The organism is Streptomyces sp. NPDC008137 (assembly GCF_042957035.1).
In the GTDB taxonomy this organism is placed as follows: Bacteria; Actinomycetota; Actinomycetes; order Streptomycetales; family Streptomycetaceae; genus Streptomyces.
This window is the reverse complement of sequence record NZ_JBIBHN010000022.1, coordinates 1-21,985: the sequence shown is the minus strand read 5'-3', so window position 1 is coordinate 21,985 and position 21,985 is coordinate 1. Positions and strand designations below refer to the sequence as shown.

Below are 21,985 nucleotides of genomic sequence, written 5' to 3'. Positions count from 1 at the left end.
ATCTGACGGGTCGTAGAATTCGGGAACCTGATATCTAACGGTCCGTCAGATGTCGTGGGACGGGAAGGGGCCGGGCGTGGGGAACTTCTTGGCAGGGAAGGTCGTCGCCGTCACCGGCGCCGGGCGGGGCATCGGCCGGGCCGTCGCGCTCGCGGCGGCGGCCGAGGGAGCGAAGGTCGTCGTCAACGACTACGGCGTCTCCGTCGACGGCGCCTCGCCGACCAGCGAGATCGCCGCGGGCGTGGTCAAGGAGATCGAGGCGGCCGGCGGGGAGGCGGTGGCGGTCGCCGACGACATCTCCACCATGGCGGGCGGACAGCGGGTCGTCGACGTGGCGCTGTCGTCGTACGGGCGGCTCGACGGGGTCGTCTGCGTGGCCGGGATCCTGCGCGAGCGGATGCTGTTCAACATGACCGAGGAGGAGTGGGACCCGGTCGTCGCGACCCATCTGAAGGGCACGTTCACGGTGTTCCGGGCGGCCTCGGCGGTGATGCGGAAGCAGCGGGCCGGGACGCTGATCGGGTTCACGAGCGGGAACCACCAGGGGTCGGTCTCGCAGGCCAACTACAGCGCGGCGAAGGGCGGGATCATCTCGCTCGTGCGGAGCGCCGCGCTGGGGCTGCACAAGTACGGGGTGACCGCGAACGCGGTGGCGCCGGTCGCGCGGACACGGATGTCGGCGGGAGTGCCGACGGAACTGGCGGAGATCGGGGAGCCGGAGGACGTCGCCGCGCTCGTGGTGTATCTGCTGTCCGACGCGGCGGCCCGGGAGGGGATCACCGGGCAGGTGTACACCGTCGCTGGGGCGAAGATCGCGGTGTGGGCGCAGCCGAGGGAGCTGCGGGCGGGGTTCGCCTCCGGCGGGTGGACCGTGGAGAAGGTCGCGGAGTTTCTGCCGGGGTCGGTGGGGGTGGATCCGATGCCGTTGCTGGAGCGGGTGCGGGAGGGGGAGCGGGCGGCTCGGGAGGGGGAGCGGCCCAACGCCCAGTAGCTCGGGGGTGCGTGTGGTGTGGCGGGTGCGGGTGCGTTGTGGTTGTTCGCGCAGTTCCCCGCGCCCCTGAGGAACCTTGAGTGAGGCGGGATCGTGGAATTCGGGTTCACGCGTGATGACGAGGGCTTTCGTGCCGAGGTTCGGGAATGGCTCGCGGCGCACGTCACGGGTGTGAGCGATCGGCGCGCCTGGGAGCGGACGCTCGGTGCGGCCGGGTGGATCGGGCTCGGGTGGGGGGCGGACGGGTACGGGAACCGGAGGGCCGGTCTCACCCGGCAGGTCGTCTGGGCCGAGGAGTACGCGCGGTCGGGGGCGCCCCCGCGCTCCGGGCACATCGGGGAGAACCTGCTCGCGCCCACGCTGATCGCGCACGGCACCGAGGAGCAGAAGGCCCGCTTCCTGCCGCCGATCGCCGCCGGTGACGAACTCTGGTGCCAGGGGTACAGCGAACCCGGCGCAGGTTCGGACCTGGCAGGGGTCCGTACCGCGGCCGTGCGCGACGGCGGTGCCTACCGGGTGAGCGGGCAGAAGATCTGGACTTCGCTCGCCCACGAGGCCGACTGGTGCTTCGTGCTCGCCCGTACCGAGGCCGGGTCCCGGAGGCACCGCGGGCTGAGCTTCCTGCTCGTCCCCATGGACCAGCCGGGCCGTGTCGAGGTCCGTCCCATCCGGCAGCTGACCGGCACCAGCGACTTCAACGAGGTCTATTTCGACGGCGCGCACGCGGAGCAGGTCGTCGGGGGCGAGGGCGACGGCTGGCGCGTCGCCATGAGCCTGCTCGGCTTCGAGCGGGGCGTGTCCACGCTGGCCCAGCAGATCGGGTTCGCCCGGGAGCTCGAGGACGTCGTACGGGCGGCCCAGGAGTCGGGGGCGGCGCGGGATCCCGTCGTACGGGAACGGCTCGTACGGCAGTGGGCCGAACTGCGCACCATGCGCTGGAACGCCCTGCGCACCCTGGGCGGTTCGGGCGACGCGGGGGCGCCGAGCGTGGCGAAGCTGCTGTGGGCAGGCTGGCATCAGCGGCTGGGGGAGCTGGCGGTGCTGGTGCGGGGTGCGGCGGCGGGGGTGGGTCCCGCCGACTGGTCGGCCACGGCGCCGTACGAAGTCGACGCGGCGCAGCACCTGTTCCTGTTCTCGCGGGCCGACACCATTTACGGCGGCTCGGACCAGATCCAGCGCACGATCATCGCCGAGCGCGTGCTCGGCCTGCCCAGGGAGCCCAAGGGAGCCGTGTGATGCGAGGCGTGATCTTCGACGGGAAGCAGGTCCGGGTCGTGACGGACCTGGAGGTGCGGGAGCCGGGGCCGGGTGAGGTGCTGGTCGCGATCCGGGCGGCCGGGCTGTGTCACAGCGATCTGTCAGTGGTGGACGGGACCATACCCTTCCCGGTTCCTGTGGTGCTGGGCCATGAGGGGGCTGGGGTCGTGGAGGCGGTGGGTGTGGGCGTCACCCATGTCGCGCCCGGTGACCATGTGGCCCTGTCCACACTGGCCAACTGCGGGACGTGCGCGGAGTGCGACCGGGGGCGGCCGACGATGTGCCGGGGCGCGATCGGGCGCCCGGGCCGGCCCTTCAGCCACGAAGGCCGGCCGGTGTACCAGTTCGCGTCGAACTCGGCCTTCGCGGAGAGCACGGTGGTGAAGGCCGTGCAGGCCGTCCGCATCCCCGAGGACATCCCCATGGCGTCGGCGGCGCTGATCGGGTGCGGGGTGCTGACGGGCGTGGGCGCCGTACTGAACCGGGCGCGGGTGGACCGGGGCGACAGTGTGCTGGTGATCGGGACGGGCGGGATCGGGCTGAACGTGTTGCAGGGGGCGCGGCTCGCGGGCGCCCTGCGGATCGTCGCCGTCGACGCCAACCCGGCGAAGGAGGAGGTGGCGCGGCGTTTCGGCGCTACGGACTTCCTTACCTCGACCGAGGGCGTGCGGGACGTCCTCCCCACGGGCGCCGACCACGCCTTCGAGTGCGTTGGCCGCGTGGAGCTGATCCGCCAGGCGATCGACGCGCTGGACCGGCACGGCCAGGCGATCCTCCTCGGCGTGCCCCCGGCCTCGGCCGAGGCGTCGTTCCGTGTCTCGTCGATGTACCTCGACAAGTCCGTCCTGGGCTGCCGCTACGGCTCCTCCCGCCCGCAGCGCGACATCGCCCTGTACGCCGACCTGTATCGCGAGGGCCGGCTGCTGCTCGACGAACTCGTCACCCGGACCTATCCGGTCGAGGAGTTCGAGAAGGCGGCGGCGGACGCGGAGGCGGGGCGGGTGGCGCGGGGAGTGCTCACGTTCTGACGGCCGCCGTCCGGTCCTTTCCGGCCCGGAAGGTCCGCCGGTAGGCGGTCGGGGTGACGCCGAGCGCCGTCTGGAGGTGCTGGCGCATCGACTGGGCCGTGCCGAACCCGGCGTCGTGGGCCACCTGGTCGACGGAGCGTTCGGTGGACTCCAGCAGGTGCCGGGCCCGCTCCACGCGCTGCTGGGTGAGCCACTGGCCCGGGCTGACGCCGGTCTCCTCGCGGAAGCGGCGGGTGAAGGTGCGCACCGACATGGACTCCTGGGCGGCCATGTCGCGCAGCTGGATCGGCTCGTGGAGGCGGCCCAGGGCCCAGGCGCGGGCGGCGGTGGTGGACGCCTGCTGCGGATCGGGCACCGGCCGCTCGATGTACTGCGCCTGCCCGCCGTCGCGGTGCGGCGGTACGACCGTACGGCGGGCCACGTCGTTGGCGACGGCGGCGCCGTGGTCGCGGCGCACCATGTGCAGGCACAGGTCGAGGCCGGCCGCGACGCCCGCGGAGGTCAGCACGTCGCCGTCGTCGATGAACAGCACGTCCGGGTCGACCGCGACCTGCGGGAAGAGCCGCTGGAGGCGCTCGGCGTCGGCCCAGTGGGTGGTGGCGGGGCGGCCGTCGAGCAGGCCCGCGGCGGCGAGGACGTAGACGCCGGTGCAGATGGAGGCCAGCCGGGTGCCGGGGCGCAGGTGGGCGAGGGCGGCGGCGAGTTCGGCGGTCAGCACGCCGTCCTCGTAGACCGGGCCGAGTTCGTACGACGCCGGGACGATCACCGTGTCGGCGGTGGCCAGGGCCTCGGGGCCGTGGGCGACGTGGATGTCGAAGTCGGCGTCCGTCGCGACCGGGCCGGGCGGCCGGACCGAGCACGTCACGACCTCGTACAGGTGCCGGCCCGCTGTGTCCTTGGGGCGGCCGAAGATGCGGTGCGGAATGCCCAGTTCGAAGGGGAGCAGCCCGTCGAGGGCGAGGACGACGACGCGGTGGGGCCGGAAAGCGGAGTCTGCTGCGCTCGCTGCCATGGCCCGATCCTAACGAATGCTGTCCTTCGGGCCACTCGCTGCGTCCCGGGCGCGGACCGGAAGCTCTATGACGTGACCCAGACAAGCGAAGCCCCGGCCGTCGTGGAGCAGCCGTCGAGACCAGCCCGCAGGCGTGTGCACCGCGCCTGGTTCGTCGCCGCCGTCACCTTCGTGACGATCATCGGCGCCGCGGCCTTCCGATCCGTACCGGGCCTGCTCATCGAGCCTTTGCACGACGAGTTCGAGTGGTCGCGCGGCACGATCGGCGCCGCCGTCTCCGTCAATCTCGCGCTGTACGGCCTCACGGCCCCGTTCGCGGCGGCCCTGATGGACCGCTTCGGCATCCGCCGGGTCGTCGCGGTCGCCCTGACGGTGATCGCGCTCGGTTCCGGCCTGACGGTGTGGATGACGGCCGCCTGGCAGCTGATGCTGTGCTGGGGGCTGCTGGTCGGTCTCGGCTCCGGCTCCATGGCGCTGGCGTTCGCGGCGACCGTCACCAACCGCTGGTTCACCGAGCGGCGCGGCCTGGTCAGCGGCATCCTCACCGCCGCGTCGGCCTCCGGCCAGCTGATCTTCCTGCCCCTGCTGGCCTGGATCATCGACAACTACGACTGGCGTCCGGCGGCCGTGACGGTCGCCCTCGCGGCGCTCGCGGTCGTACCGTTCGTGTGGCTCCTGCTGCACGACCACCCGGCCGACGTCGGCCAGAAGCCGTACGGAGCGGTGGAGTTCGTACCGAAGCCCGCCCCGGTGGCCGGCGCCGCGCGCCGCGCCGTGTCCGTCCTGTTCTCGGCCGCCCGCACCGGCCCGTTCTGGCTGCTCGCCGGTACCTTCGCGATCTGCGGTGCCTCCACCAACGGCCTCGTCCAGACCCACTTCGTGCCCGCCTCCCACGACCACGGCATGCCCATCACGGCAGCGGCCTCGCTGCTCGCGGTCATCGGGATCTTCGATGTCGTCGGCACGATCGCCTCCGGCTGGTTCACGGACCGCTTCGACTCGCGCCGGCTGCTCGCGGTCTACTACGCCCTGCGCGGCGTCTCGCTCCTGTTCCTCCCCCTGCTGCTGGCGCCCTCGGTCCACCCGCCGATGATCTTCTTCATCGTCTTCTACGGCCTCGACTGGGTCGCCACCGTCCCGCCCACCCTCGCCCTGTGCCGCGAGCAGTACGGCGAGGACAGCGCGATCGTCTTCGGCTGGGTCCTCGCCTCCCACCAGGTGGGGGCCGCCCTGGTCGCCTTCCTCGGCGGGGTCGCCCGCGACGCGTTCGGGTCGTACGACGTGGTCTGGTACGCGTCGGGGGCGTTGTGCGCGGTGGCGGCGCTGATGGCGCTGGTGATCCGGCGGGGGGCGGGAGGTGCGGCCGCGACGGTGTGACGAGTCGTTTCCACGGGAGCCCGAAAAAAGTCGGACGGGGATGTCGAGAACCCGCGTCCCGCTCCGTCCCCGGTGTGAACGCGACCACAATGGGTCGCACGAGCACCGAGGAGACCATCATGGCGAAGTACCTGCTGCTGAAGCACTACCGCGGCGCCCCGGCTCCGGTCAACGACGTCCCGATGGACCAGTGGAGCCCCGAGGAGATCTCGGCGCACATGCAGTACATGAACGACTTCGCGGCCCGCCTGGAGAAGACGGGCGAGTTCGTCGACGGCCAGGCGCTCGCTCCCGAGGGAGCGTGGGTCCGCTACGACGGTGAGGGGCGCCCGCCGGTCACCGACGGACCGTTCGCCGAGACCAAGGACCTCATCGCCGGCTGGATGATCATCGACGTCGACAGCTACGAGCGCGCCGTCGAGCTGGCCGGGGAGCTGTCCGCCGCCCCCGGCGCGGGCGGCAAGCCCATCCACGAGTGGCTGGAGGTGCGCCCGTTCTACGGCGTGCGGACCACCATCACGGAGTGAGGTCCCAGGTGACGGCGATGGACGAGGTCCTGCTCAGGAGCCTCACGCCGAGCGTCCTCACCGTCCTCGTCCGCCGCGGAGCCGACTTCGCGGCGGCCGAGGACGCCGTCCAGGACGCGCTCGTCGAGGCGCTCCGGGTCTGGCCCGCCGACCCGCCGCGCGATGCCAAGGGCTGGCTGGTCACGGTGGCCTGGCGCAAGTTCCTCGACGCGACACGCTCCGACACCGCCCGCCGCCGGCGAGAGGACCGGGTAGAGGAGGAGCCGCCGCCCGGCCCGGCGCCCGCGCTGGACGACACGCTCCAGCTCTACTTCCTGTGCGCGCACCCGTCGCTGACCCCGGCATCGGCGGTCGCGCTCACGCTGCGCGCCGTCGGCGGCCTCACCACCCGGCAGATCGCCGAGGCCTACCTCGTGCCCGAGGCGACGATGGCGCAGCGCATCAGCCGGGCCAAGCGCACGGTCTCCGGAGTGCGCTTCGACCGGCCCGGGGACGTGGCCACGGTCCTGCGCGTCCTCTACCTCGTCTTCAACGAGGGCTACTCCGGCGACGTCGACCTCGCCGCCGAGGCCATCCGCCTCACCCGGCAGCTCGCGGCCGCGATCGACCACCCCGAGGTGGCCGGTCTCCTCGCCCTCATGCTCCTCCACCACGCCCGGCGCGCCGCCCGCACCGCGTCCGACGGCAGCCTGGTGCCGCTCGCCGAGCAGGACCGCGGCAGGTGGGACACCGCGTCGATCGCCGAGGGCGTCGTGATCCTCCAGGCGGCCCTCGCCCGCGACCGGCTGGGCGAGTTCCAGGCCCAGGCCGCCATCGCCGCCCTCCACGCCGACGCGCCCACCGCCGAGGAGACCGACTGGGTGCAGATCGTCGAGTGGTACGACGAGCTCGTACGCCTGACCGACAGCCCGGTCGTCCGGCTCAACCGCGCGGTCGCCGTGGGGGAGGCCGACGGACCGCGCGCCGGGCTGGCGGCGCTCGCGGAACTGGACCCCTCCCTGCCCCGTCACGCCGCGGTGGCGGCGTACCTCCACGAGCGTGACGGCGACGTGGCTACGGCGGCCCGGCTGTACGCGGAGGCGGCCGGGCGGGCCGCCAACCTCGCCGAACGCGATCATCTGATGCGGCAGGCGGCGCGGCTCAATGCGGGGCGGGGGTGAGTTCGCCGGGGCGTTGGAGCAGGCCCAGGAGCGCACGCGCGGTGACGGCGGCGTCGTGCAGTCGTCTGGCCAGGTCACCTGACGTCGTAGCACTGTTGAGATGTTCGTCCGCATGCCGCAGGACGGTTTGTGCGGTGGCCTGCGTCCCTTCCCGCATCCGAGGCATGAGCTTTGACAGCTCGGGTGCCAGCAGCCGTACGCGAGGGGCGAGTTGTGTGCCGCGGACTCCGTGCTGGGCCGCCCATCAATCAGAGAGCTTCGTGTAGATCCAGTCGAAGCCGTCATATCCCTGGGTGTCGAGGTGCGGTGCTCGGTTGAGCCCGGCGCGTATCGCCACGCGCTGAGAAGCGAGGTTGGCCGGTCGAACGCGGGCGATCAGCGGGAGGCCGGGCAGGTGACGGGATGCCCAGGTGGCGACCGCGGCTGCGGCTTCAGCGGCGAAGCCTTGGCCCCACGCTGAGGTGGCGAAACGGTAGAAGAGGTTCAGGACCGGTGCCCCGTGCAGTTCCATGGGCTTGATTCCGCAGAATCCGAGCTGCTGAGCGGAGCCGTGGTGCCGGACGACCCAGTACCCGTAGCCGTGCTGCTGCCACTGATCGTCCCAACGGTGGTAGAGCGCCTCCGCTTCCTCCAGCCGGGCGAGTGCGTCGGACGGGTTGTGGGCACAGGTCTCAGGATCGCGGTGGACGGCGAAGATCGCGTCGACATCGGCTGGCGTCGGGCGTCTCAGCAACAGCCGGTCGGTCCGCAGCTCCACGGCTGCTGGGCTCCGGTCACTCATGTCAGGACCGCGTCACCGGTACGGAAGATTCGGTTCAGGTGGTGGTTCAGCACTGTGGTCGCGGACTCCGGGCTGCGCTGGCCGACGAGGATGCCGGTGCCGAGTCCCGCGGACATGGCGAGCAGGCCGGCTGCCTCCAACCGCGCGTCCACACCGGGCTCGAGCAGTGCCGCTTCCTGCGCCTGCCGGAGGAGTTCGGTCAGCGCGTCTTCGGCGGTGTCAGGGTTCTTGATGAAGGGCTGGGCCGCGAGTGCCGGGTCGTTCACGGCCAGAACCGCGTATGACGTGTGGAGGTGATGGAAGGTGCGGCTCTCGTCGTCTGTCGGCAGCGCCGCCATCAACAGGGCCTCGACCATCTCTCGCGGACCAGGACTGTCCCCGGCGGCCCGTACCCGGGTGGATACCCGTTCCCCGAATCTCTCCGCCAGCAGCTCCAGCCCGAAGAACATCAACTTCTCCTTGGTCTGGAAGTAGTACTGCACCAGCCGCAGTGACACGCCCGCCTCCGCTGCCACATCGCGCATCCCGACGGTATGCAGCCCGCGTCGGCCGGCGACCCGGATGAGGGCCTCGCCGATCTCGGTGCGCCGCTCTGCGTGGTCCACGCGCTTGGGCATCGGCCGGTTCTCCGCTCGTCGTTCCCGCTACGGCTCCCATGGGCTCTACGGCTCCCATGCGCTTTTGATGATACATCTGTACCAGTAACGTGGTACGTTCGTATCACGAAATCGATACGCCGGAGGTGGCCATGCCCGAGACCGCTGCCCGAACCCAGGCCGATGTGGGCCGCTATGTGAGCGATGCCTGGCGGGATCGCTACTTCACGGCCTGCGACGCGGTCTACGCACTGGGGGCGCCCGCGCGAGCCGAAGAGGACGTGGAGACGTCCTTCGGCACCACGCACGTCTACCGCTACGGCCCCGCGAACGAGGCTGACCGAGCCCGCACCCCCGTCGTCCTGGTGCACGGGGCGGGCTCATGCTCCGCGATGTGGTACCCGAACACCCCCGCCCTCAGCGCGGACCGCCCGGTCTACGCGATCGACACCCCGGGTGATCCCGGCCGCAGCGTGCAGCGCGAGCCCATCCACCAGCCCGAACGCGCCGCACAGTGGCTGGACGAGACACTCGCCGGACTCGGCCTCGACCGCGTACACCTCGTCGGCTCCTCCTACGGCGGATGGCTCGTCCTGAACCAGGCGCACCGCAGGCCCGGTCGCCTCGCCTCGGTCACCCTGCTCGACCCCGGCGGCTTGGAGAAAGTGGGACCGCGCTTCTTCGTCTGGATCTTCGCCAGCCTCTTCGCGACCTTCGCGCCGAAGGCGCTCCGCCCGCGACTGGCGGCCTGGCTCGAACAGCCGGTCCTCGTCGTGCCGGAGCTGCGCGCGATGATCAGAACGGCGGTTCGCGCCTACCGCATACGCCGCCCGGCGCCGCTTCCCCTTCCCGAGGAGGAACTGTCCACCATCCGGACCCCGCTCTACCTGGTGCTCGGCAAGCGAAGCCTCCTCGTACACCCGCAGCGGCAGGCGGAGCGTGTGCCGCGTCTGATCCCCGGGGCCCGAGCCGAGATCATCTCCGGCACGGGCCACGGGCCGCAGATCGACCACGCGGAGGAGATCAACCGCAGGATGCTGAACTTCATGGCTTCCGTCGACTGACAATGTCCGAGCTGACCGCCCCGAGCTGACCGCCGGCGGGGACCGGAGCGGCGTAATTCGGTGTTCGAGGGGATGTGGGGCGTCCTACGGTGAGGCCCATATGACTCTCCTACATGCGCATGACTATGGGGGCGACGGCCCGCAACTGGTTGTTCTGCACGGGTTCGGGCGGTCGCTGGCCGACTGGAGTGCCTCGGCGGCTCAGCTCACCGACGGGTATCGGGTTCTCGGCATCGATCTGCCCGGGCACGGGCGTTCTCCCGCTATCTCGCCCTGGGCGCTTCCCGCCGTGGTGCGGGACATCACCGACACGCTCGACGCGCACGGTGTGACCGAGGCCGTCGTGGTGGGGCACTCTCTTGGCGGGCTGGTCGCCGTCGAGTACGCACGGGCGTATCCGGACCGTGCTCGTGCCGCCGTGAACCTCGACGGGTTCTGGTGGCGCCGCGAGTACCCGGGCGCCGAAAAGGTGGCCGAGGGGCTGCTGGCGTCGGTCGGGGCCGTTGCCTCGGAAGGGTACGTCGAGCAGCAGGTCGCCCACTCCGCGCGGTTCGGGGTGCCCGCCGAACGGGCGGAGGCCGCTGCCCGTGCGGCGGCGCGTCCGCTGCCCGACGGCACCTGGCAGACGCTGCCGGAGCGAGGGGCGGCCATGGAGATCGTCGACGAACTCCACCGGCTCGGCGCGAGCGGTGTCGCCGCGTGGCTGGACGGGGTGGACCGTCCGCTGCTGCTGGTGCAGGCCGGGCGGCGGCTGGCGCCCGCGCCGGGCATGGAGTGGTTCGACGAGTTCAGCGCCCGGTTCGCCCGAGAGGTCTCCGACGAGCTGGCCGCCGTCTCCCGCGCCCGGCCGTCGATCAGCGTCCAGCACATCGAGGCCACCCACCCCATGATCCTGGAAGCACCCGAGGCGGTGGCGGGGATGGTCGCCGGGTTCGTTCGCGCCCTGCCCGGCTGAGAATCCGGCACACTCGACACAACTGCTTCACAAGGTTTGTTGATGACACTCGGCATGGTCCTCGGCGACCTGGACGTCGTGACTCAGCACGCTCGTTCCCGCCCGATCCTCCGAGGAGTACGCCGTGTCCACGATCCACTGGACCGAGACCCATCCCCGTTCCGCCCGGTGGCATTCCGAGTCCGGGCTGCCCCTGCCCCGCACGGTCGTCGTAGCCGACGACCGCATGCGGGCCGCCGTCGCCTACCGGCTGGCCTGTGAGGGCACCGCGTTGTTGTGGCGCGGGGACTTCCACAATGGGCGGCAGTTGCTGAGTGCCTTGGACCGTCGTGTCGGGCGTACCGCGCCGGGCGCGGCGGACACGGCGGCCGAGACCTTCCGGTCGCAGCGCCGGTTTCGTGCCCACCGCGCGCGTGTGCTCGGCAAGTTGCTGGTTCTGCTGGACGCGGATCACGGACTGGACCTTCGTAGGGCTCCCGATGTGCGCCGGGCGGTCGCCGAGGCCTACGGGGACTTCGACGGGCCCGTGGCCGTCGCCCTCTCCGAGCTGCTGGGTGCCGTCAGCGCCCGGCAGTGGCGGGAGAAGGGCGTCTACGTCCCGGCGCTGGAAGCGCGGATTCACCCGCACTACGGGGTGTTCGCGCCCACCCGGAGTGAGTACGTCGATCTCGCCGCGTCCGCTCCGTTGCCGCGTGACGGTGAGGTACGGGTCGCGTTCGACCTGGGCACCGGGACCGGCGTGCTCGCCGCCGTGCTGGCCCGGCGGGGTGTCGGGCAGGTCGTGGCGACCGACGTCAGTGCGCGGGCCCGGGCGTGTGCGCGGGACAACGTGGGGCGGCTGGGGCTCTCGGGGGTGGTCCGGGTGGTGACCGGGCCCGAGCTGTATCCCCCGGGGCGCGCCGACCTGGTGGTGTGCAATCCGCCCTGGATTCCCGGCCGACCCGCCTCCGACCTCGACCTCGGTGTGTATGACGCGGGCGGCGGCATGCTGCAGGGCTTCCTGAGCGGGCTCGCCGAGCGGCTGGAACCCGGTGGTGAGGGCTGGCTCGTGTTGTCCGACCTCGCCGAGCGGCTCGGGCTGCGCAGCCGGGAGGAGTTGATGACCGCCGTGGCGGGGGCCGGGCTGCGGGTCGTGGGCCGGTCGGACACGCGTCCGCGGCACGCCCGTGCGCGGGACACGGGCGATCCGCTGCACGCCGTACGCGCGGCCGAGGTCACGTCGCTGTGGCGGCTGGCCGTCGGCGCGTGACAGGCCCCGTGTCTGCGGCGTGATCCAAACGACAGGCCCTAGTCCTCCGTCAAGCGTGCGAAGCGCCCGCGGTGGAACAGCAGAGGGCCGGCCGGGGCGTCCGGGCCCGTGCCGAGGGCGTTCACGCGGCCGACCACGATCAGGTGGTCGCCGCCGGGGTGGACGGAGTGGATCGTGCAGTCGATCCAGGCGACCGCGCCGGAGAGGCGGGGTGAGCCGGAGACGGGGGCCGCGTCGTATGCCACGCCCGCGAACTTGTCCGCGCCGCTCACCGCGAAGGAGCGGCACAGGTCCGCCTGGTCGGCGCCCAGGACGTTGACGCAGAAGGCACCCGCGCGGGCGATGCGTGGCCAGGTCGTGGAGGTGCGGCCGACCATGAAGGTCACCAGGGGCGGGGTCAGGGAGAGGGAGCTGAAGGACTGGCAGGCGAAGCCGGCGGGGGTGGTTCCGGGCGTGACGGGGGGTGCCGTCACTATCGTCACGCCCGTCGCGAAGCTGCCCAGGACGCGGCGGAATTCCTGCCGGTCCAGGGGAGCACGCTCGTCCTCGCCCACGCAGCGCAGCTCAGGGCGCGGCAGCGGTTCCACGGGCCGTGGGGCCGGGTCCGGCGTGCGGGTCGACCTGAGGTAGCGGACGGCGGCTTCCGCCATCCCTGCTTGTCCCATCACGCCTACGATTGAAGCTGACGGGTCATCAGATGGGAAGGGTTTCAGTGGCCCCTGTACAGCGCGTCCCGCCGCTCCACGAAGCTCCGAACCCCCTCCTGCGCGTCCGCCGTCGTCATGTTGATCTCCTGGGCCGCGGCCTCGGCGGCGAAGGCGGTGGCGCGGTCGGTGTCCAGGGAGGCGTTCACGAGCTGCTTGGTCAGGGCGAGGGCTCGGGTCGGGCCGGTGGCGAGGCGTTCGGCCCAGGAGTGGGCCGTTTGGGTCAGGTCGGCGTCCGGAATGACCCGGTTCACCAGGCCCAAGTGCTCCGCTTGTGTCGCCGTGAGCGCGTCGCCGAAGAACATCAGCTCCTTCGCCCGCTGCGGGCCGATGAGCCGGGGGAGGAGGTACGCGCCGCCGCCGTCGGGGACCAGCCCTCGCCGTACGAAGACCTCGATGAACTTCGCCGACTCCGCCGCCAATACGAGGTCGCAGGCGAGCGCCAGATGGGCTCCGAGGCCTGCCGCCGTGCCGTTCACCGCCGCGATCACCGGCTTCTCGCAGTCGAGGACGGCGGCGATCAGGCGCTGGGCGCCGGTGCGCAGGGTGCGGGCGACGTCTCCGGCGATGCGCTCGCCGGTCGTGGCGGCGCCTCGGAGATCCGCGCCCGCGCAGAAACCCCGGCCCGTTCCCGTGAGGACGACCGCTCGGATGCCGGCTGCCGCGGATGCCGTCGAGAGGAGTCGGACGATCTCGTCCCGCTGGTCCGGGGTCAGGGCGTTGAGTGCCTCGGGACGGTTCAGGGTGACGGTGAGGACCTGGCCGGCTGTCTCGTACAGGACGGCCGGCATCAGCGGCACACCGCCAGCGCGTCCAGCGCCACCGCGCCCTGTCCATGCTCCAGCACCATCAGCGGGTTGATGTCCAACTCGGCCAGTTGGTCACCGAGTTCCAGTGCCATGCGCTGCACACGCAGGACCACCTCGACCAGGGCGTCCAGGTCGGCGGGCGGGCGGCCCCGGACTCCGTCGAGCAGGGCCCGGCCGCGCAGGCGGGTGAGCATGTCCCGGGCCTGTTCCTCACCGAAGGGCGGTACGGCTACGGCGGTGTCGCGCAGGACCTCGACCAGCACCCCACCGAGGCCCACGGTCACCGTCGGTCCGAACAGGTCGTCGTGGGTGACACCGACGACCATCTCGACGCCCTGTTCGACCATCTGGCAGACCAGTACGCCGTCCAGGGAGACCTCCTCGTAGCGGGCGATGTCGGTCAGCTCCCGGTAGGCGTCGCGGACCTGGCTCGCGGAGGTCAGGCCGATCTTCACCAGGCCGAGTTCCGTCTTGTGGGCGATGCGGGCGCCGGAGGCCTTCATCACCACCGGGTAGCCGACCAGGCCGGCGGCCCGGACAGCGGCTGCCGCGCTGGTCACCAGCTGTTCCCGTGGCACGCGGATGCCGTACGCCCGCAGCAGCTGCTTCGCCGCGTGCTCGCTGAGCTGTTCGCCGGGGTGCATCAGCGCCTGTGCCTTGCGGTAGGACGGTGACGGGGTGCGCGGAGCCTCGTCGAAGGGGGAGCGGTAGGCCGTCGTGAAACGGTGGTGGGCGAGGTGGGCGCGGACGGCGGTGAGGCAGTTGCCGACCGTGCGGAAGGTGGCCACGCGGGAGGAGCCGAGCAGGACCTCGCGGTAGGCCGGTTCGGTGCCGACCGGCGAGCCCCATACGACGCACACCAGCTTGTCCGTGTGTTCCGCCGCGTCGACCAGGTCCCGTACGAGGCGGTCGCTGAGCGGGGGGAAGGGGCCGGTGATCGGACAGATCAGCACGCCCACGGCCGGGTCGGCGAGTATCGCGTCGATGATCTTCCGGCCGCGTTCGTCCCCGACCGGATGCCCCCCGTTGTCGACCGGGTTGGCGACGCTCAGGTACTCGGGGAGCCACTGGTGCAGTTCGGCCTGCTTGGCCTCGGACAGGACCGGCAGTCGGAGGCCCGCCTCGGTCGCCAGGTCCGCGGCGTGCGCGCCCGTGCCGCCCGAGATCGAGTAGACGACCACCCCGTCCGAGCGTGGCGGCCGGGGGGCTCGGGCCAGCAGGGCGGCTGTGTCGTGGAGTTCGTCGAGGCCGTCGACGCGGATCACGCCGTACTGGCGCAGCGCGGCGTCCACCACCGCGTCCGCGCCGGTCAGTTTGCCGGTGTGGGAGGCGGCCGTGCGGGCGCCGGTCTCGGTGCGGCCCACCTTGACGGCGACGACCGGGACTCCGCGCCGGGCGGCCCGGTCGGCGGCCAGGAGGAAGGAACGGCCGTCCTTCAGGCCCTCCAGGTAGCAGGCGATGGCGCCGACTTCGGGCTGCTCGGCGAAGTAGGAGAGGAAGTCCGCCGTCTCCAGGTCGGCCTCGTTGCCGGTGGGCGCCCAGTGGGAGAGGCGGATGCCGAGTTCCTGGAGGGCGAAGACGGGGCGGCCCTGGTGGCCGGACTGGGTGATGAGGGCGATCGCCGGGCCTTCGAGGTCGTCCCGGAAGCGTTCGAACGCGTTGAGGTTGGTGTTGGGGCCCAGCAGGCGCAGCCCGGAGCGTTCGACGGCCGCGGCCAGTCGCCGCTGGGCGGCTTCGCCCTCCGGCCCGGTCTCCGCGAACCCTGAGGCGAAGACGACCGCGAACCGCGCCTTGGCCTCCGCCAGTTCCTCGAGTACGGGGAGGGGGTCGCCGACGAGGACCACCGCCAGGTCGACCTGCTCGGGCAGGTCGGCGACGGAGGGGGAGCAGGCCAGGCCGAAGACGGACGGGCGGCTCGGATGCACCGGGTACAGCCGGGCCCCGACGCGCTCGGCCCAGTCGGCCAGTTGGCGGGTGACGCCGGTGTTGGGGCGTCCCTCGGCGTCCGAGGCGCCGATCACGGCGACGGACCGGGGCCGAAAGAAGTGGTCGAGATCGGGGACGTCGGCGTGCAGCGGGCGCCCGCTGACGTCGAGGTCGCCCTCCTGGGCCGGCCTGCCGTGCACGGCGGGCCCGGGCCGTTCGCCACAGGCGATGGCCCGGGCCCGGCGGGAGTCGGTGGTGAGGGTGCCGTGGGTCGATCCAAGCATCAAACCGCCCCGCTCCTGTGTCTGCCTGTGACTGATTGATGAGCTGACGTAGCATCAGATTATAGAAATGACGGTACGTCAGGAAAGGCCGTGCGCGGGAGGGTGCGTGACGGACATCAGTCTCGCGGGTCAGCCAGCGTTGGTCCTCGTGCCGATCTGACGTAGCTGCTCGTTGGCTGCGCGCTCGTTCCCTCTGGAGGAGACCTTCTCCGTGGTCAGGTGCAGGGAGTGGTTGCACGGCCCCGATCCGGACCTCTGGCGGGCGATGACCGCGCAAGCGGCAGCAGAACCTCAGGCTTCGTCCGGTTCATCTTCGGCTTGGTGCGGCCGTTGAATTTGTCCCTCGCGCCCCAGAGGATGCCCCGGCCGTGCCTCCTGGGACCTCAGGCGAGGAGCAGTTCGATGTCGCGGGAGTTCCTCAGCATCTGGCGTCGGACCTCGTCGCGAATAGCTCGGGAGAGGGCGGTGAGGTCGTCGCCCCGGATGACGTACGCCCGGCCCTCCAACGCGACGAGTCCGTCCGGCAGGCGACGGTAGAGGGCCTGCACGGAGCTCAAGTACGCGTCCACTGTCTTTCGGTACGCCTTGCTGCGAAGCCATCGCTGAACATCCGGGACCTTGGACTCGGCGTACTTCTGATACGTCCTGATCAAGCGCCCGCTCGGCTGCATGAGGACGCTGGCCGGGACGGTAATGTGCACGGTCAGCGCCTTGGAAGGGAGCGAGCACCGCCTGCACAGCTGCTCGGCGTCCGGCCCCAGGACTCGCTCGATGTCCCGTTCCAACGAGCCGAACAGCTCTTCCCGGGATGCCTGCCCCTCGGGGGACTCCAGCCAGGTCAGCAGGCGCTCGCGCTGCTGCTCGAGTCCGAGCAGGTCCTTGAGGTCGGAACCTGACTCCGCCGCTTCCAGGACCGGGCGGAGAAGCACGTCGCGGGCGTTCTCCATCGTGATCCGGAAGAACCGCTGCGCCAGCGGATTGGCTTCCTTCTCGATCAGTGCCGTCAGCTTCGCCGATTCCGTGAGCTCCTTGACACCCTTCCGGAAGTCCGCCACCCGCGCCCGCCACCGCCCATAGGAGGCCAGTCCGCGTGCCACGGACAGGGAGGGGTCCTGGGGGCAGACGATCTGGGCATCGGGGAACGCCCGTCGGCAGCCCTCCACAACGAACGGCATGCGGGAGCCGCCGCCGGTGGGGACGATCTGCTTCGGCAGCTCATCCTTCCCCCCGACGAGGTGCTCCTTGACCTTCTCCAGCTCTGACACGAACCGGTCTCGCCAGCCGCCGGCCCGTTCGACCAACGGCAGCACCTCGATCGCGGAGATCATCGGCCACGCGTGGTCGATGATCCACTGGAGCTCCGACCGGCGCTCGGCTTCAGGCGGCTCGGACGCGGTCCCCGTGAAGGCCGCCTCCTTGTGCCGGCGGCTGAGCCAGCGCAGCAAGCAGTCGGGGGACGGGCGGGACAGCCGTTCCACGACCACCGGGTCGGTGACCCGGGCCAGGGCCGCTTCCATGATCTCTTGGTCGATCTTCCGGCCACCCAGCCCATCGCCGTACGAGAGATTGACCGCGGCCCCTTCGGTCACATACGTGAAGTCGGTCGTGGAGGAACCGACGTCCACGACCAGGGCCGGGCCGTCCACGGTGCGCGCTCCTATGGCGTCGTACACGTGCAGGAAGGCCGACTGGGACTCCGGCACCAGTTTCACGTTCAGCGTCGGCAGCGCGGACTCCAGTTGAGCCCGGTAGACGTCCACCGCGTCCTGGTCCCAGCCGGCGGGGTGGCCCACGTGGACGACGCAATCTTCCAGCACCTCGGGATGCCGTTCGCCGAATTCGATCAGGAACAGCCGGGCGAAGTCCGCCGCGTCCGACGGTGGTAGCAGACCTGCCCGTCCGGCCCGGGGTCGCCCCTTGAAGTTCACCCGCACCTGCCGCGCCTCCGGGTCGTGCAGGGCGATCTCGCCGAACAGCGCACCGCCATCCACCGTGCGACACATCGCGGTGACGACATCCACCTCGCCGGACGGGCGTTGGTAGAGCCGCACGGCGGTGTCCTCCCGCCAGTCCAGCCACGCGAGGGCGCTCTCCCCGTCACCCAGGTCCAGGCCGACCGAATGGCGCGGGTGGTCCGCGCCACCGGTCTCCTGCTGAGTCATACGGGGTCAGTCCCGGCCGTGTCGTCCGGGCCCGCGGTGCGCCGCAGGGTGCTGATCATGCTGGTTACCTGGTCGCCGTCGGGTGCCGCGGGATGGTCGTTGTAGACGCCCGGTCCCGTCTGCAGCAGACGCATCAGCTTGTCGTCGCTCGTGAAGCCCACCAGGCCCGGGTCCAGCCGCTGCCTGAACATGGCTTCCTGCCGGGGGTTCACGATGGCCGACGTGGCGTAGCCCTCCAGCGCCCGCCAGGCCCCCGGCTGCTCGGTGAGCAGGTGGAAGAACGCACGGTGCCGGGTCCGGATGATGAGCAGCTCCGCGAGTTGGAGGAGCGTGTGCCGGTCCAGAGGGCCGTCGTTCGCCGGAGCATAGGTGAGCGCGGACAGGTTGAGGACGTTCAAGAAGCGCTTCACCCGGCGCGGATTGGTGCCCAGCCCCACCTGGATCAGCTCCCAGAACGCCCCGGAGTCCGCGAGTTCCTGTCCGACATACCGCGAGAGTGAGGCCCGCAGCGTCTGGAACTCCACATCGGGCAGGAAGAAGGGTAACTGGACGATCTTGTCCAGGTACTCCATGCCGGCGGCCGCGTAACCGGGCGCGCCGGCCAGGGCCTCGCCGAACTTCTTCGTGGCCACCGCCGCCACCACATCCAGATCCAACGCGAGGACGAACACACACCGGGACTCCCCGAGGAACAGCTTCAGGGACTCCAGCACGGTCACCGCCGCGTCCGGGGTGCACCGGTCGAGGTCGTCGACGAAGACGACCAGGCGACCGTCGGGGCCCACGAATTCGTTCACCGCGTCGGCGAAGTCATGCTCGAAGGCGTTGACCTGGCGGTACTCCTCGGAGTCCGCTTGGGAAAAAGTGTCCAGGATCTCGTTGACGTGCGTGCCGTTGATAACACCGCCGGTGGCGAGGGACGCGGCGGTGCCGAGCCCCGCCCGCATGGACAGCCAGGTGGCCGCGCGGGCCAGCCGGCCGACCTTCTCCCTCAGCCGCTCCTCCTGCTCCATCTCGGCCAGGATGGTGTGCAGCAGGGCCGCCCAGACCTCGACCTTGCGGTCGTACTTCCAAGGGTTGAACCAGATGGTCCGGTCCTTCCCCTCGTCGAAGATGCCCTGCCACAGGCTCAGGAAGCTCGACTTGCCCGTCCCCCACGCCCCGAACACCCCGACGGTCAGCGGCAAGGGATCGGCTTCCGCTACGGCTTCGTGCAGGACGCGGACGTAGGGCATGAAGCCGAACGCGTCGTCGTTCGCTTCGCCGACCGGGTTGTCGGTCAGTGGCCTCATCGCCGACCTCCTGGGGGAGTTCTGGACTCGCAAACCAGACCTATTGCAGCCCTAAGTTTCCCTAATGCGCAGTCAATAAGCGACTATTTAGAGAAGTTCGTGTCAATGTCGCTATTCAAGGTTCTGGCGCTCGAGGTCCGCGCCGCCACCGCCTTTGCGATGCTCACCGCGTCGATCGCCAGCTCGCGCAGGTTGCCGCTGATCGGGTTGGTGAAGCCGGTGAAGTACAGGCCGGGGGCCGTCTTCGGGCAGCGGGCGCCGTGGGTGACCGGCTTGCCGTGGGCGTCGAGCACATCGAGGTGGCCGACCAGGCCCTCCAGAGCACGGACGTAACCCGTGGCGGCTATCACCGCGTCCGGCTCGACCACGGTGCCGTCGGCGAGGGCGACCTTCCCGCCGCCCTCGAAGGACTCAACGGCGGCCACGATCTCGACCTTGCCCTTGCGTACGGCGTCGATCAGGCCGACGTCCTGCACCGGGATCGCACCCTGCCTCACCCGGGTGTACAGCCCGGTGTCGGGGCGCGGCAGCCCGTGCGCCGACAGGTCGGGGATCGCCACCTTGGCCTGCGCGCGGGAGATCCGGTCGACGAGGCCGACCGGCAGACGGCGTACCAGGACACCGCTGTACTGGGCGGCCCAGCCGGCCGTGGAACGGCGCACGATGTGCGGGACGGTGCGCACGGACAGCCGGACCCGCAAGGCGCCGCTCTCCACCAGGTCCACGGCGATCTCGGCACCGGTGTTGCCGACGCCGACGACGAGGACGTCCCGGCCGGTGTAGGGCGTGCCGTTGCGGTACTCCCCGGCGTGCAGGAACTCGCCGGTGAAGGTGTCGAGGCCGGGCCAGTCCGGCAGTCGCGGGGTGTGGTTGTAGCCGGTCGCGATCACGACAGCCGAGCCGGTCAGTTCCCTGCCCCCGGTGGCGTGCAGCAGCCAGCCCGTGCCGTCGGGCGTGCGCTCGATCCGGGACACCTCGACGCCGGTGACGATCTCCAGGCGGTGGTGCTCGGCGTACTTCTCCAGGTACCGCACCACGTTGTCCCGGGACACCCACCGCCCGAACCGGCGCGGCATCGGCAGCCCGGGCAGGGCCGACAGACGGCGGGTGGTGTGCAGATGCAGCCGGTCGTAGTGGCGGCGCCAGGACGCCCCGACGCGGTCGGACTTCTCCAGGACGACGGCCCGTACGCCCCGGGCGCGCAGCGCGTACGCGGCGGCGAGTCCGCCGGGGCCGCCGCCGATGACGTAGACGGGGCGGTCCGGTGTGGGGTGCGCGGAGGAGTGTGGGGAGGGCGTGGAGTCGGCCATGAGCGGGAGCGTAATCACGGGCCCGCTTGATGGGTCTCGGTCAAGACCGGAATTGGTTGCGGATTGATCACGGCTGTAGGGGGAGGGGGTGGGGATCGTGGCGTAGGGCGCCTGGTTGTGGCGGGCCGGTGATCACTCCTGACATGTGGCTGTTGGGCACGGCCTCCGGCGACGGACGGGGGGACCGGAGGCCGTGCCGACCGGAATGCGGCCTCCTCGCCGCGGAGCGCGCAGGCTCCGGGGCCGCGGGCAGCCCTGTCGCGGGGTCTTGCGGATCCAGATAACTGACGTACCGTCAGATCGCATGGACACGATCTGGCTCGGCGGAGCCGAGTGGCTGGCCGTACTGCGGATCGGGCTCGGGCTGTGGTGGCTGGAGAGCTGGCGGCACAAGGACCGCAAGGCCTGGTTCGAACGGGGCGCCGGCATCGAGTGGGCGGCCCGGATAGCGGCCGAGCACCGTTGGAGCGCCGTCCGCTCGGGGTTCGGCGCGGTCGTCGCACCCCGCCCGCGCGTGATGGCGTACGTCGTCGTCTACGCGGAACTCGCCCTGGGTCTGGGCCTGATCACCGGCTTCCTCACCCCGGTCGCCCTGCTCGGCGGGTTCCTGCTCAACATCCTCTACCTCACGCTCATGATCCACGACGTGGCCGAGCAGGGGCAGAACTCGATGATGGCGCTGATGTCCGTGGTCGGGCTGTTCGGGATGTCCTGGCAGACATGGTCGCTGGACAGCGCGCTGGGGCTGTTCTGATGGGCGGGCCGTCGACCGGGCGCTTCGACCTGCCCGAGCCCGACGCCTTCACCCGGACGTACTGGGACGCGGCGGCCGGGGGCCGGCTGCTGATCCGCCGCTGCCTGGCCTGCGGCCGGGCCCACCTCTACCCGCGCGAGTTCTGCCCGCGCTGCTGGAGCGAGGACGTCGTCTGGGAGGTCGCGAGCGGCCGGGCCACCCTCTACACCTGGTCCGTCGTCCACCGCAACGACCTGCCGCCGTTCGCGGAACGCGTGCCGTACGTCGCCGCCGTGGTCGACCTGGCGGAGGGGCCGCGGATGATGACGGAGGTGGTGGGGGAGAGGGAGCCGTCCGCCGGGGCGGACCTGGAAGTGGCCTTCCGGGAGGGGGTCCCGGTGTTCCGGATCATGTCCGGCGCCCGGTAGGTGCCTGTTTTCCGAACCGTGACGATCGGGACCGCCGACTTCCTCACCTGCGCTGTCGTACACCTCGCCACGATGTGCGCACGCGGAGTATGCATGCCGTGTATACACATCGCGTATACACGATGTGTAGAGTGCGGGGCATGTCCATCGGTCACACCCTCCTGGGACTCCTGGAGTCCGGCCCGCGCCACGGTTACGACCTGAAGCGGGCCTTCGACGAGAAGTTCGGTCACGACCGGCCGCTGCACTACGGCCAGGTCTACTCGACGATGTCCCGGCTGCTGAAGAACGGGCTCGTCGAGGTCGACGGCATCGAGGCGGGCGACGGGCCCGAGCGCAA

The 21,985-nt window shown here is 71.1% G+C and carries 21 protein-coding genes; 12 read left to right on the top strand and 9 right to left on the bottom strand.

The window, feature by feature from the left end; genetic code table 11:
- Positions 1 to 76 precede the first annotated feature (76 nt).
- The 3 genes from ACFZBT_RS28460 to ACFZBT_RS28450 all read left to right on the top strand — a co-directional run bounded on the left by ACFZBT_RS28460 (position 77) and on the right by ACFZBT_RS28450 (position 3,276).
- Positions 77 to 991 carry an SDR family oxidoreductase gene (locus ACFZBT_RS28460; RefSeq protein ID WP_391109150.1) on the top strand — a complete coding sequence of 305 codons (915 nt, stop codon included), beginning with the start codon at positions 77 to 79 and terminating at the stop codon, positions 989 to 991.
- A gap of 93 nt (positions 992 to 1,084) precedes the next feature.
- Entirely contained in the window at positions 1,085 to 2,227 is a 1,143-nt protein-coding gene (locus ACFZBT_RS28455; RefSeq protein ID WP_391109148.1) for an acyl-CoA dehydrogenase family protein, read from the top strand.
- Positions 2,227 to 3,276: an alcohol dehydrogenase catalytic domain-containing protein gene (locus ACFZBT_RS28450; RefSeq protein ID WP_391109145.1), complete on the top strand. Its 1,050-nt coding sequence runs from the start codon at positions 2,227 to 2,229 to the stop codon at positions 3,274 to 3,276. Before ACFZBT_RS28455 ends, ACFZBT_RS28450 begins: the two co-directional genes overlap by 1 nt.
- Here the strand turns inward: ACFZBT_RS28450 and ACFZBT_RS28445 are convergent.
- Positions 3,266 to 4,288, bottom strand: a complete 1,023-nt coding sequence (locus ACFZBT_RS28445) for a helix-turn-helix domain-containing protein (protein WP_391109142.1) — start codon at positions 4,286 to 4,288, stop codon at positions 3,266 to 3,268. The genes ACFZBT_RS28450 and ACFZBT_RS28445 overlap by 11 nt on opposite strands.
- A 72-nt stretch (positions 4,289 to 4,360) precedes the next feature.
- Between ACFZBT_RS28445 and ACFZBT_RS28440 the strand changes: the two genes are divergently transcribed.
- The 3 genes from ACFZBT_RS28440 (at position 4,361) to ACFZBT_RS28430 (ending at position 7,352) form a co-directional block, all read left to right on the top strand.
- Complete coding sequence (locus tag ACFZBT_RS28440) at positions 4,361 to 5,665, top strand: MFS transporter (RefSeq protein ID WP_391109139.1); 1,305 nt, start codon at positions 4,361 to 4,363, stop codon at positions 5,663 to 5,665.
- 119 nt (positions 5,666 to 5,784) lie between these two features.
- Entirely contained in the window at positions 5,785 to 6,192 is a 408-nt protein-coding gene (locus ACFZBT_RS28435) for a YciI family protein (RefSeq protein WP_359893464.1), read from the top strand.
- A 17-nt stretch (positions 6,193 to 6,209) separates the two neighbouring features.
- Positions 6,210 to 7,352: a DUF6596 domain-containing protein gene (locus ACFZBT_RS28430; protein WP_391109421.1), complete on the top strand. Its 1,143-nt coding sequence runs from the start codon at positions 6,210 to 6,212 to the stop codon at positions 7,350 to 7,352.
- Between the two features lie 244 nt (positions 7,353 to 7,596).
- On the opposite strand, the gene ACFZBT_RS28425 is transcribed toward ACFZBT_RS28430, so the two are convergent.
- Complete coding sequence (locus ACFZBT_RS28425) at positions 7,597 to 8,133, bottom strand: GNAT family N-acetyltransferase (RefSeq protein ID WP_391109135.1); 537 nt, start codon at positions 8,131 to 8,133, stop codon at positions 7,597 to 7,599.
- Positions 8,130 to 8,750, bottom strand: a complete 621-nt coding sequence (locus ACFZBT_RS28420; RefSeq protein WP_391109132.1) for a TetR family transcriptional regulator C-terminal domain-containing protein — start codon at positions 8,748 to 8,750, stop codon at positions 8,130 to 8,132. Before ACFZBT_RS28420 ends, ACFZBT_RS28425 begins: the two co-directional genes overlap by 4 nt.
- Before the next feature lie 131 nt (positions 8,751 to 8,881).
- On the opposite strand from ACFZBT_RS28420, the gene ACFZBT_RS28415 reads away from it, so the two are divergent.
- From ACFZBT_RS28415 to ACFZBT_RS28405, 3 genes are all read left to right on the top strand, one after another.
- Positions 8,882 to 9,793, top strand: coding sequence for an alpha/beta fold hydrolase (locus ACFZBT_RS28415; protein WP_391109129.1), 912 nt, complete (start codon positions 8,882 to 8,884; stop codon positions 9,791 to 9,793).
- A 100-nt stretch (positions 9,794 to 9,893) separates the two neighbouring features.
- Positions 9,894 to 10,748, top strand: a complete 855-nt coding sequence (locus ACFZBT_RS28410) for an alpha/beta fold hydrolase (protein ID WP_391109126.1) — start codon at positions 9,894 to 9,896, stop codon at positions 10,746 to 10,748.
- A gap of 124 nt (positions 10,749 to 10,872) precedes the next feature.
- Positions 10,873 to 11,997, top strand: a complete 1,125-nt coding sequence (locus ACFZBT_RS28405) for a methyltransferase (RefSeq protein WP_391109123.1) — start codon at positions 10,873 to 10,875, stop codon at positions 11,995 to 11,997.
- A 38-nt stretch (positions 11,998 to 12,035) separates the two neighbouring features.
- On the opposite strand, the gene ACFZBT_RS28400 is transcribed toward ACFZBT_RS28405, so the two are convergent.
- From ACFZBT_RS28400 to ACFZBT_RS28375, 6 genes are all read right to left on the bottom strand, one after another.
- A complete protein-coding gene (locus ACFZBT_RS28400; protein WP_391109119.1) occupies positions 12,036 to 12,662 on the bottom strand; it encodes a flavin reductase in 627 nt (208 codons plus the stop codon).
- A gap of 44 nt (positions 12,663 to 12,706) precedes the next feature.
- Positions 12,707 to 13,492: an enoyl-CoA hydratase-related protein gene (locus ACFZBT_RS28395; RefSeq protein WP_391109116.1), complete on the bottom strand. Its 786-nt coding sequence runs from the start codon at positions 13,490 to 13,492 to the stop codon at positions 12,707 to 12,709.
- On the bottom strand, positions 13,492 to 15,720 hold the full coding sequence (locus ACFZBT_RS28390) for an acetate--CoA ligase family protein (RefSeq protein WP_391109113.1): 2,229 nt from the start codon (positions 15,718 to 15,720) through the stop codon (positions 13,492 to 13,494). Before ACFZBT_RS28390 ends, ACFZBT_RS28395 begins: the two co-directional genes overlap by 1 nt.
- Before the next feature lie 383 nt (positions 15,721 to 16,103).
- Positions 16,104 to 17,882 (bottom strand): Hsp70 family protein, encoded by a 1,779-nt coding sequence (locus tag ACFZBT_RS28385; protein WP_391109109.1) that lies wholly within the window; start codon positions 17,880 to 17,882, stop codon positions 16,104 to 16,106.
- Positions 17,879 to 19,174 (bottom strand): P-loop NTPase fold protein, encoded by a 1,296-nt coding sequence (locus ACFZBT_RS28380; protein ID WP_391109106.1) that lies wholly within the window; start codon positions 19,172 to 19,174, stop codon positions 17,879 to 17,881. The genes ACFZBT_RS28385 and ACFZBT_RS28380 overlap by 4 nt, the downstream gene beginning before the upstream one ends.
- 83 nt (positions 19,175 to 19,257) lie before the next feature.
- Positions 19,258 to 20,484 (bottom strand): NAD(P)-binding domain-containing protein, encoded by a 1,227-nt coding sequence (locus tag ACFZBT_RS28375; RefSeq protein ID WP_391109103.1) that lies wholly within the window; start codon positions 20,482 to 20,484, stop codon positions 19,258 to 19,260.
- A 304-nt stretch (positions 20,485 to 20,788) separates the two neighbouring features.
- Here ACFZBT_RS28375 and ACFZBT_RS28370 point away from each other — a divergent pair, with 304 nt between their 5' ends.
- The 3 genes from ACFZBT_RS28370 to ACFZBT_RS28360 all read left to right on the top strand — a co-directional run.
- A complete protein-coding gene (locus ACFZBT_RS28370; protein ID WP_391109100.1) occupies positions 20,789 to 21,238 on the top strand; it encodes a DoxX family protein in 450 nt (149 codons plus the stop codon).
- Positions 21,238 to 21,645 (top strand): OB-fold domain-containing protein, encoded by a 408-nt coding sequence (locus ACFZBT_RS28365; RefSeq protein WP_391109098.1) that lies wholly within the window; start codon positions 21,238 to 21,240, stop codon positions 21,643 to 21,645. Before ACFZBT_RS28370 ends, ACFZBT_RS28365 begins: the two co-directional genes overlap by 1 nt.
- Positions 21,646 to 21,785: 140 nt before the next feature.
- Positions 21,786 to 21,985, top strand: a 200-nt coding sequence (locus ACFZBT_RS28360) for a helix-turn-helix transcriptional regulator (RefSeq protein WP_391109095.1), incomplete at its 3' end; no start/stop codon positions are given.

Excerpts from the sequence above, each read along its gene's own strand:
- ACFZBT_RS28380 (WP_391109106.1), bottom strand. The coding sequence starts at position 19,174 with ATGAGGCCACTGACCGACAACCCGGTCGGCGAAGCGAACGACGACGCG.
- ACFZBT_RS28430 (WP_391109421.1), top strand. The coding sequence starts at position 6,210 with ATGGACGAGGTCCTGCTCAGGAGCCTCACGCCGAGCGTCCTCACCGTC.
- ACFZBT_RS28410 (WP_391109126.1), top strand. The coding sequence starts at position 9,894 with ATGACTCTCCTACATGCGCATGACTATGGGGGCGACGGCCCGCAACTG.
- ACFZBT_RS28385 (WP_391109109.1), bottom strand. The coding sequence starts at position 17,882 with ATGACTCAGCAGGAGACCGGTGGCGCGGACCACCCGCGCCATTCGGTC.
- ACFZBT_RS28375 (WP_391109103.1), bottom strand. The coding sequence starts at position 20,484 with ATGGCCGACTCCACGCCCTCCCCACACTCCTCCGCGCACCCCACACCG.
- ACFZBT_RS28365 (WP_391109098.1), top strand. The coding sequence starts at position 21,238 with ATGGGCGGGCCGTCGACCGGGCGCTTCGACCTGCCCGAGCCCGACGCC.
- ACFZBT_RS28435 (WP_359893464.1), top strand. The coding sequence starts at position 5,785 with ATGGCGAAGTACCTGCTGCTGAAGCACTACCGCGGCGCCCCGGCTCCG.
- ACFZBT_RS28395 (WP_391109116.1), bottom strand. The coding sequence starts at position 13,492 with ATGCCGGCCGTCCTGTACGAGACAGCCGGCCAGGTCCTCACCGTCACC.
- ACFZBT_RS28420 (WP_391109132.1), bottom strand. The coding sequence starts at position 8,750 with ATGCCCAAGCGCGTGGACCACGCAGAGCGGCGCACCGAGATCGGCGAG.
- ACFZBT_RS28415 (WP_391109129.1), top strand. The coding sequence starts at position 8,882 with ATGCCCGAGACCGCTGCCCGAACCCAGGCCGATGTGGGCCGCTATGTG.
- ACFZBT_RS28370 (WP_391109100.1), top strand. The coding sequence starts at position 20,789 with ATGGACACGATCTGGCTCGGCGGAGCCGAGTGGCTGGCCGTACTGCGG.
- ACFZBT_RS28445 (WP_391109142.1), bottom strand. The coding sequence starts at position 4,288 with ATGGCAGCGAGCGCAGCAGACTCCGCTTTCCGGCCCCACCGCGTCGTC.
- ACFZBT_RS28390 (WP_391109113.1), bottom strand. The coding sequence starts at position 15,720 with ATGCTTGGATCGACCCACGGCACCCTCACCACCGACTCCCGCCGGGCC.
- ACFZBT_RS28400 (WP_391109119.1), bottom strand. The coding sequence starts at position 12,662 with ATGGGACAAGCAGGGATGGCGGAAGCCGCCGTCCGCTACCTCAGGTCG.
- ACFZBT_RS28450 (WP_391109145.1), top strand. The coding sequence starts at position 2,227 with ATGCGAGGCGTGATCTTCGACGGGAAGCAGGTCCGGGTCGTGACGGAC.
- ACFZBT_RS28425 (WP_391109135.1), bottom strand. The coding sequence starts at position 8,133 with ATGAGTGACCGGAGCCCAGCAGCCGTGGAGCTGCGGACCGACCGGCTG.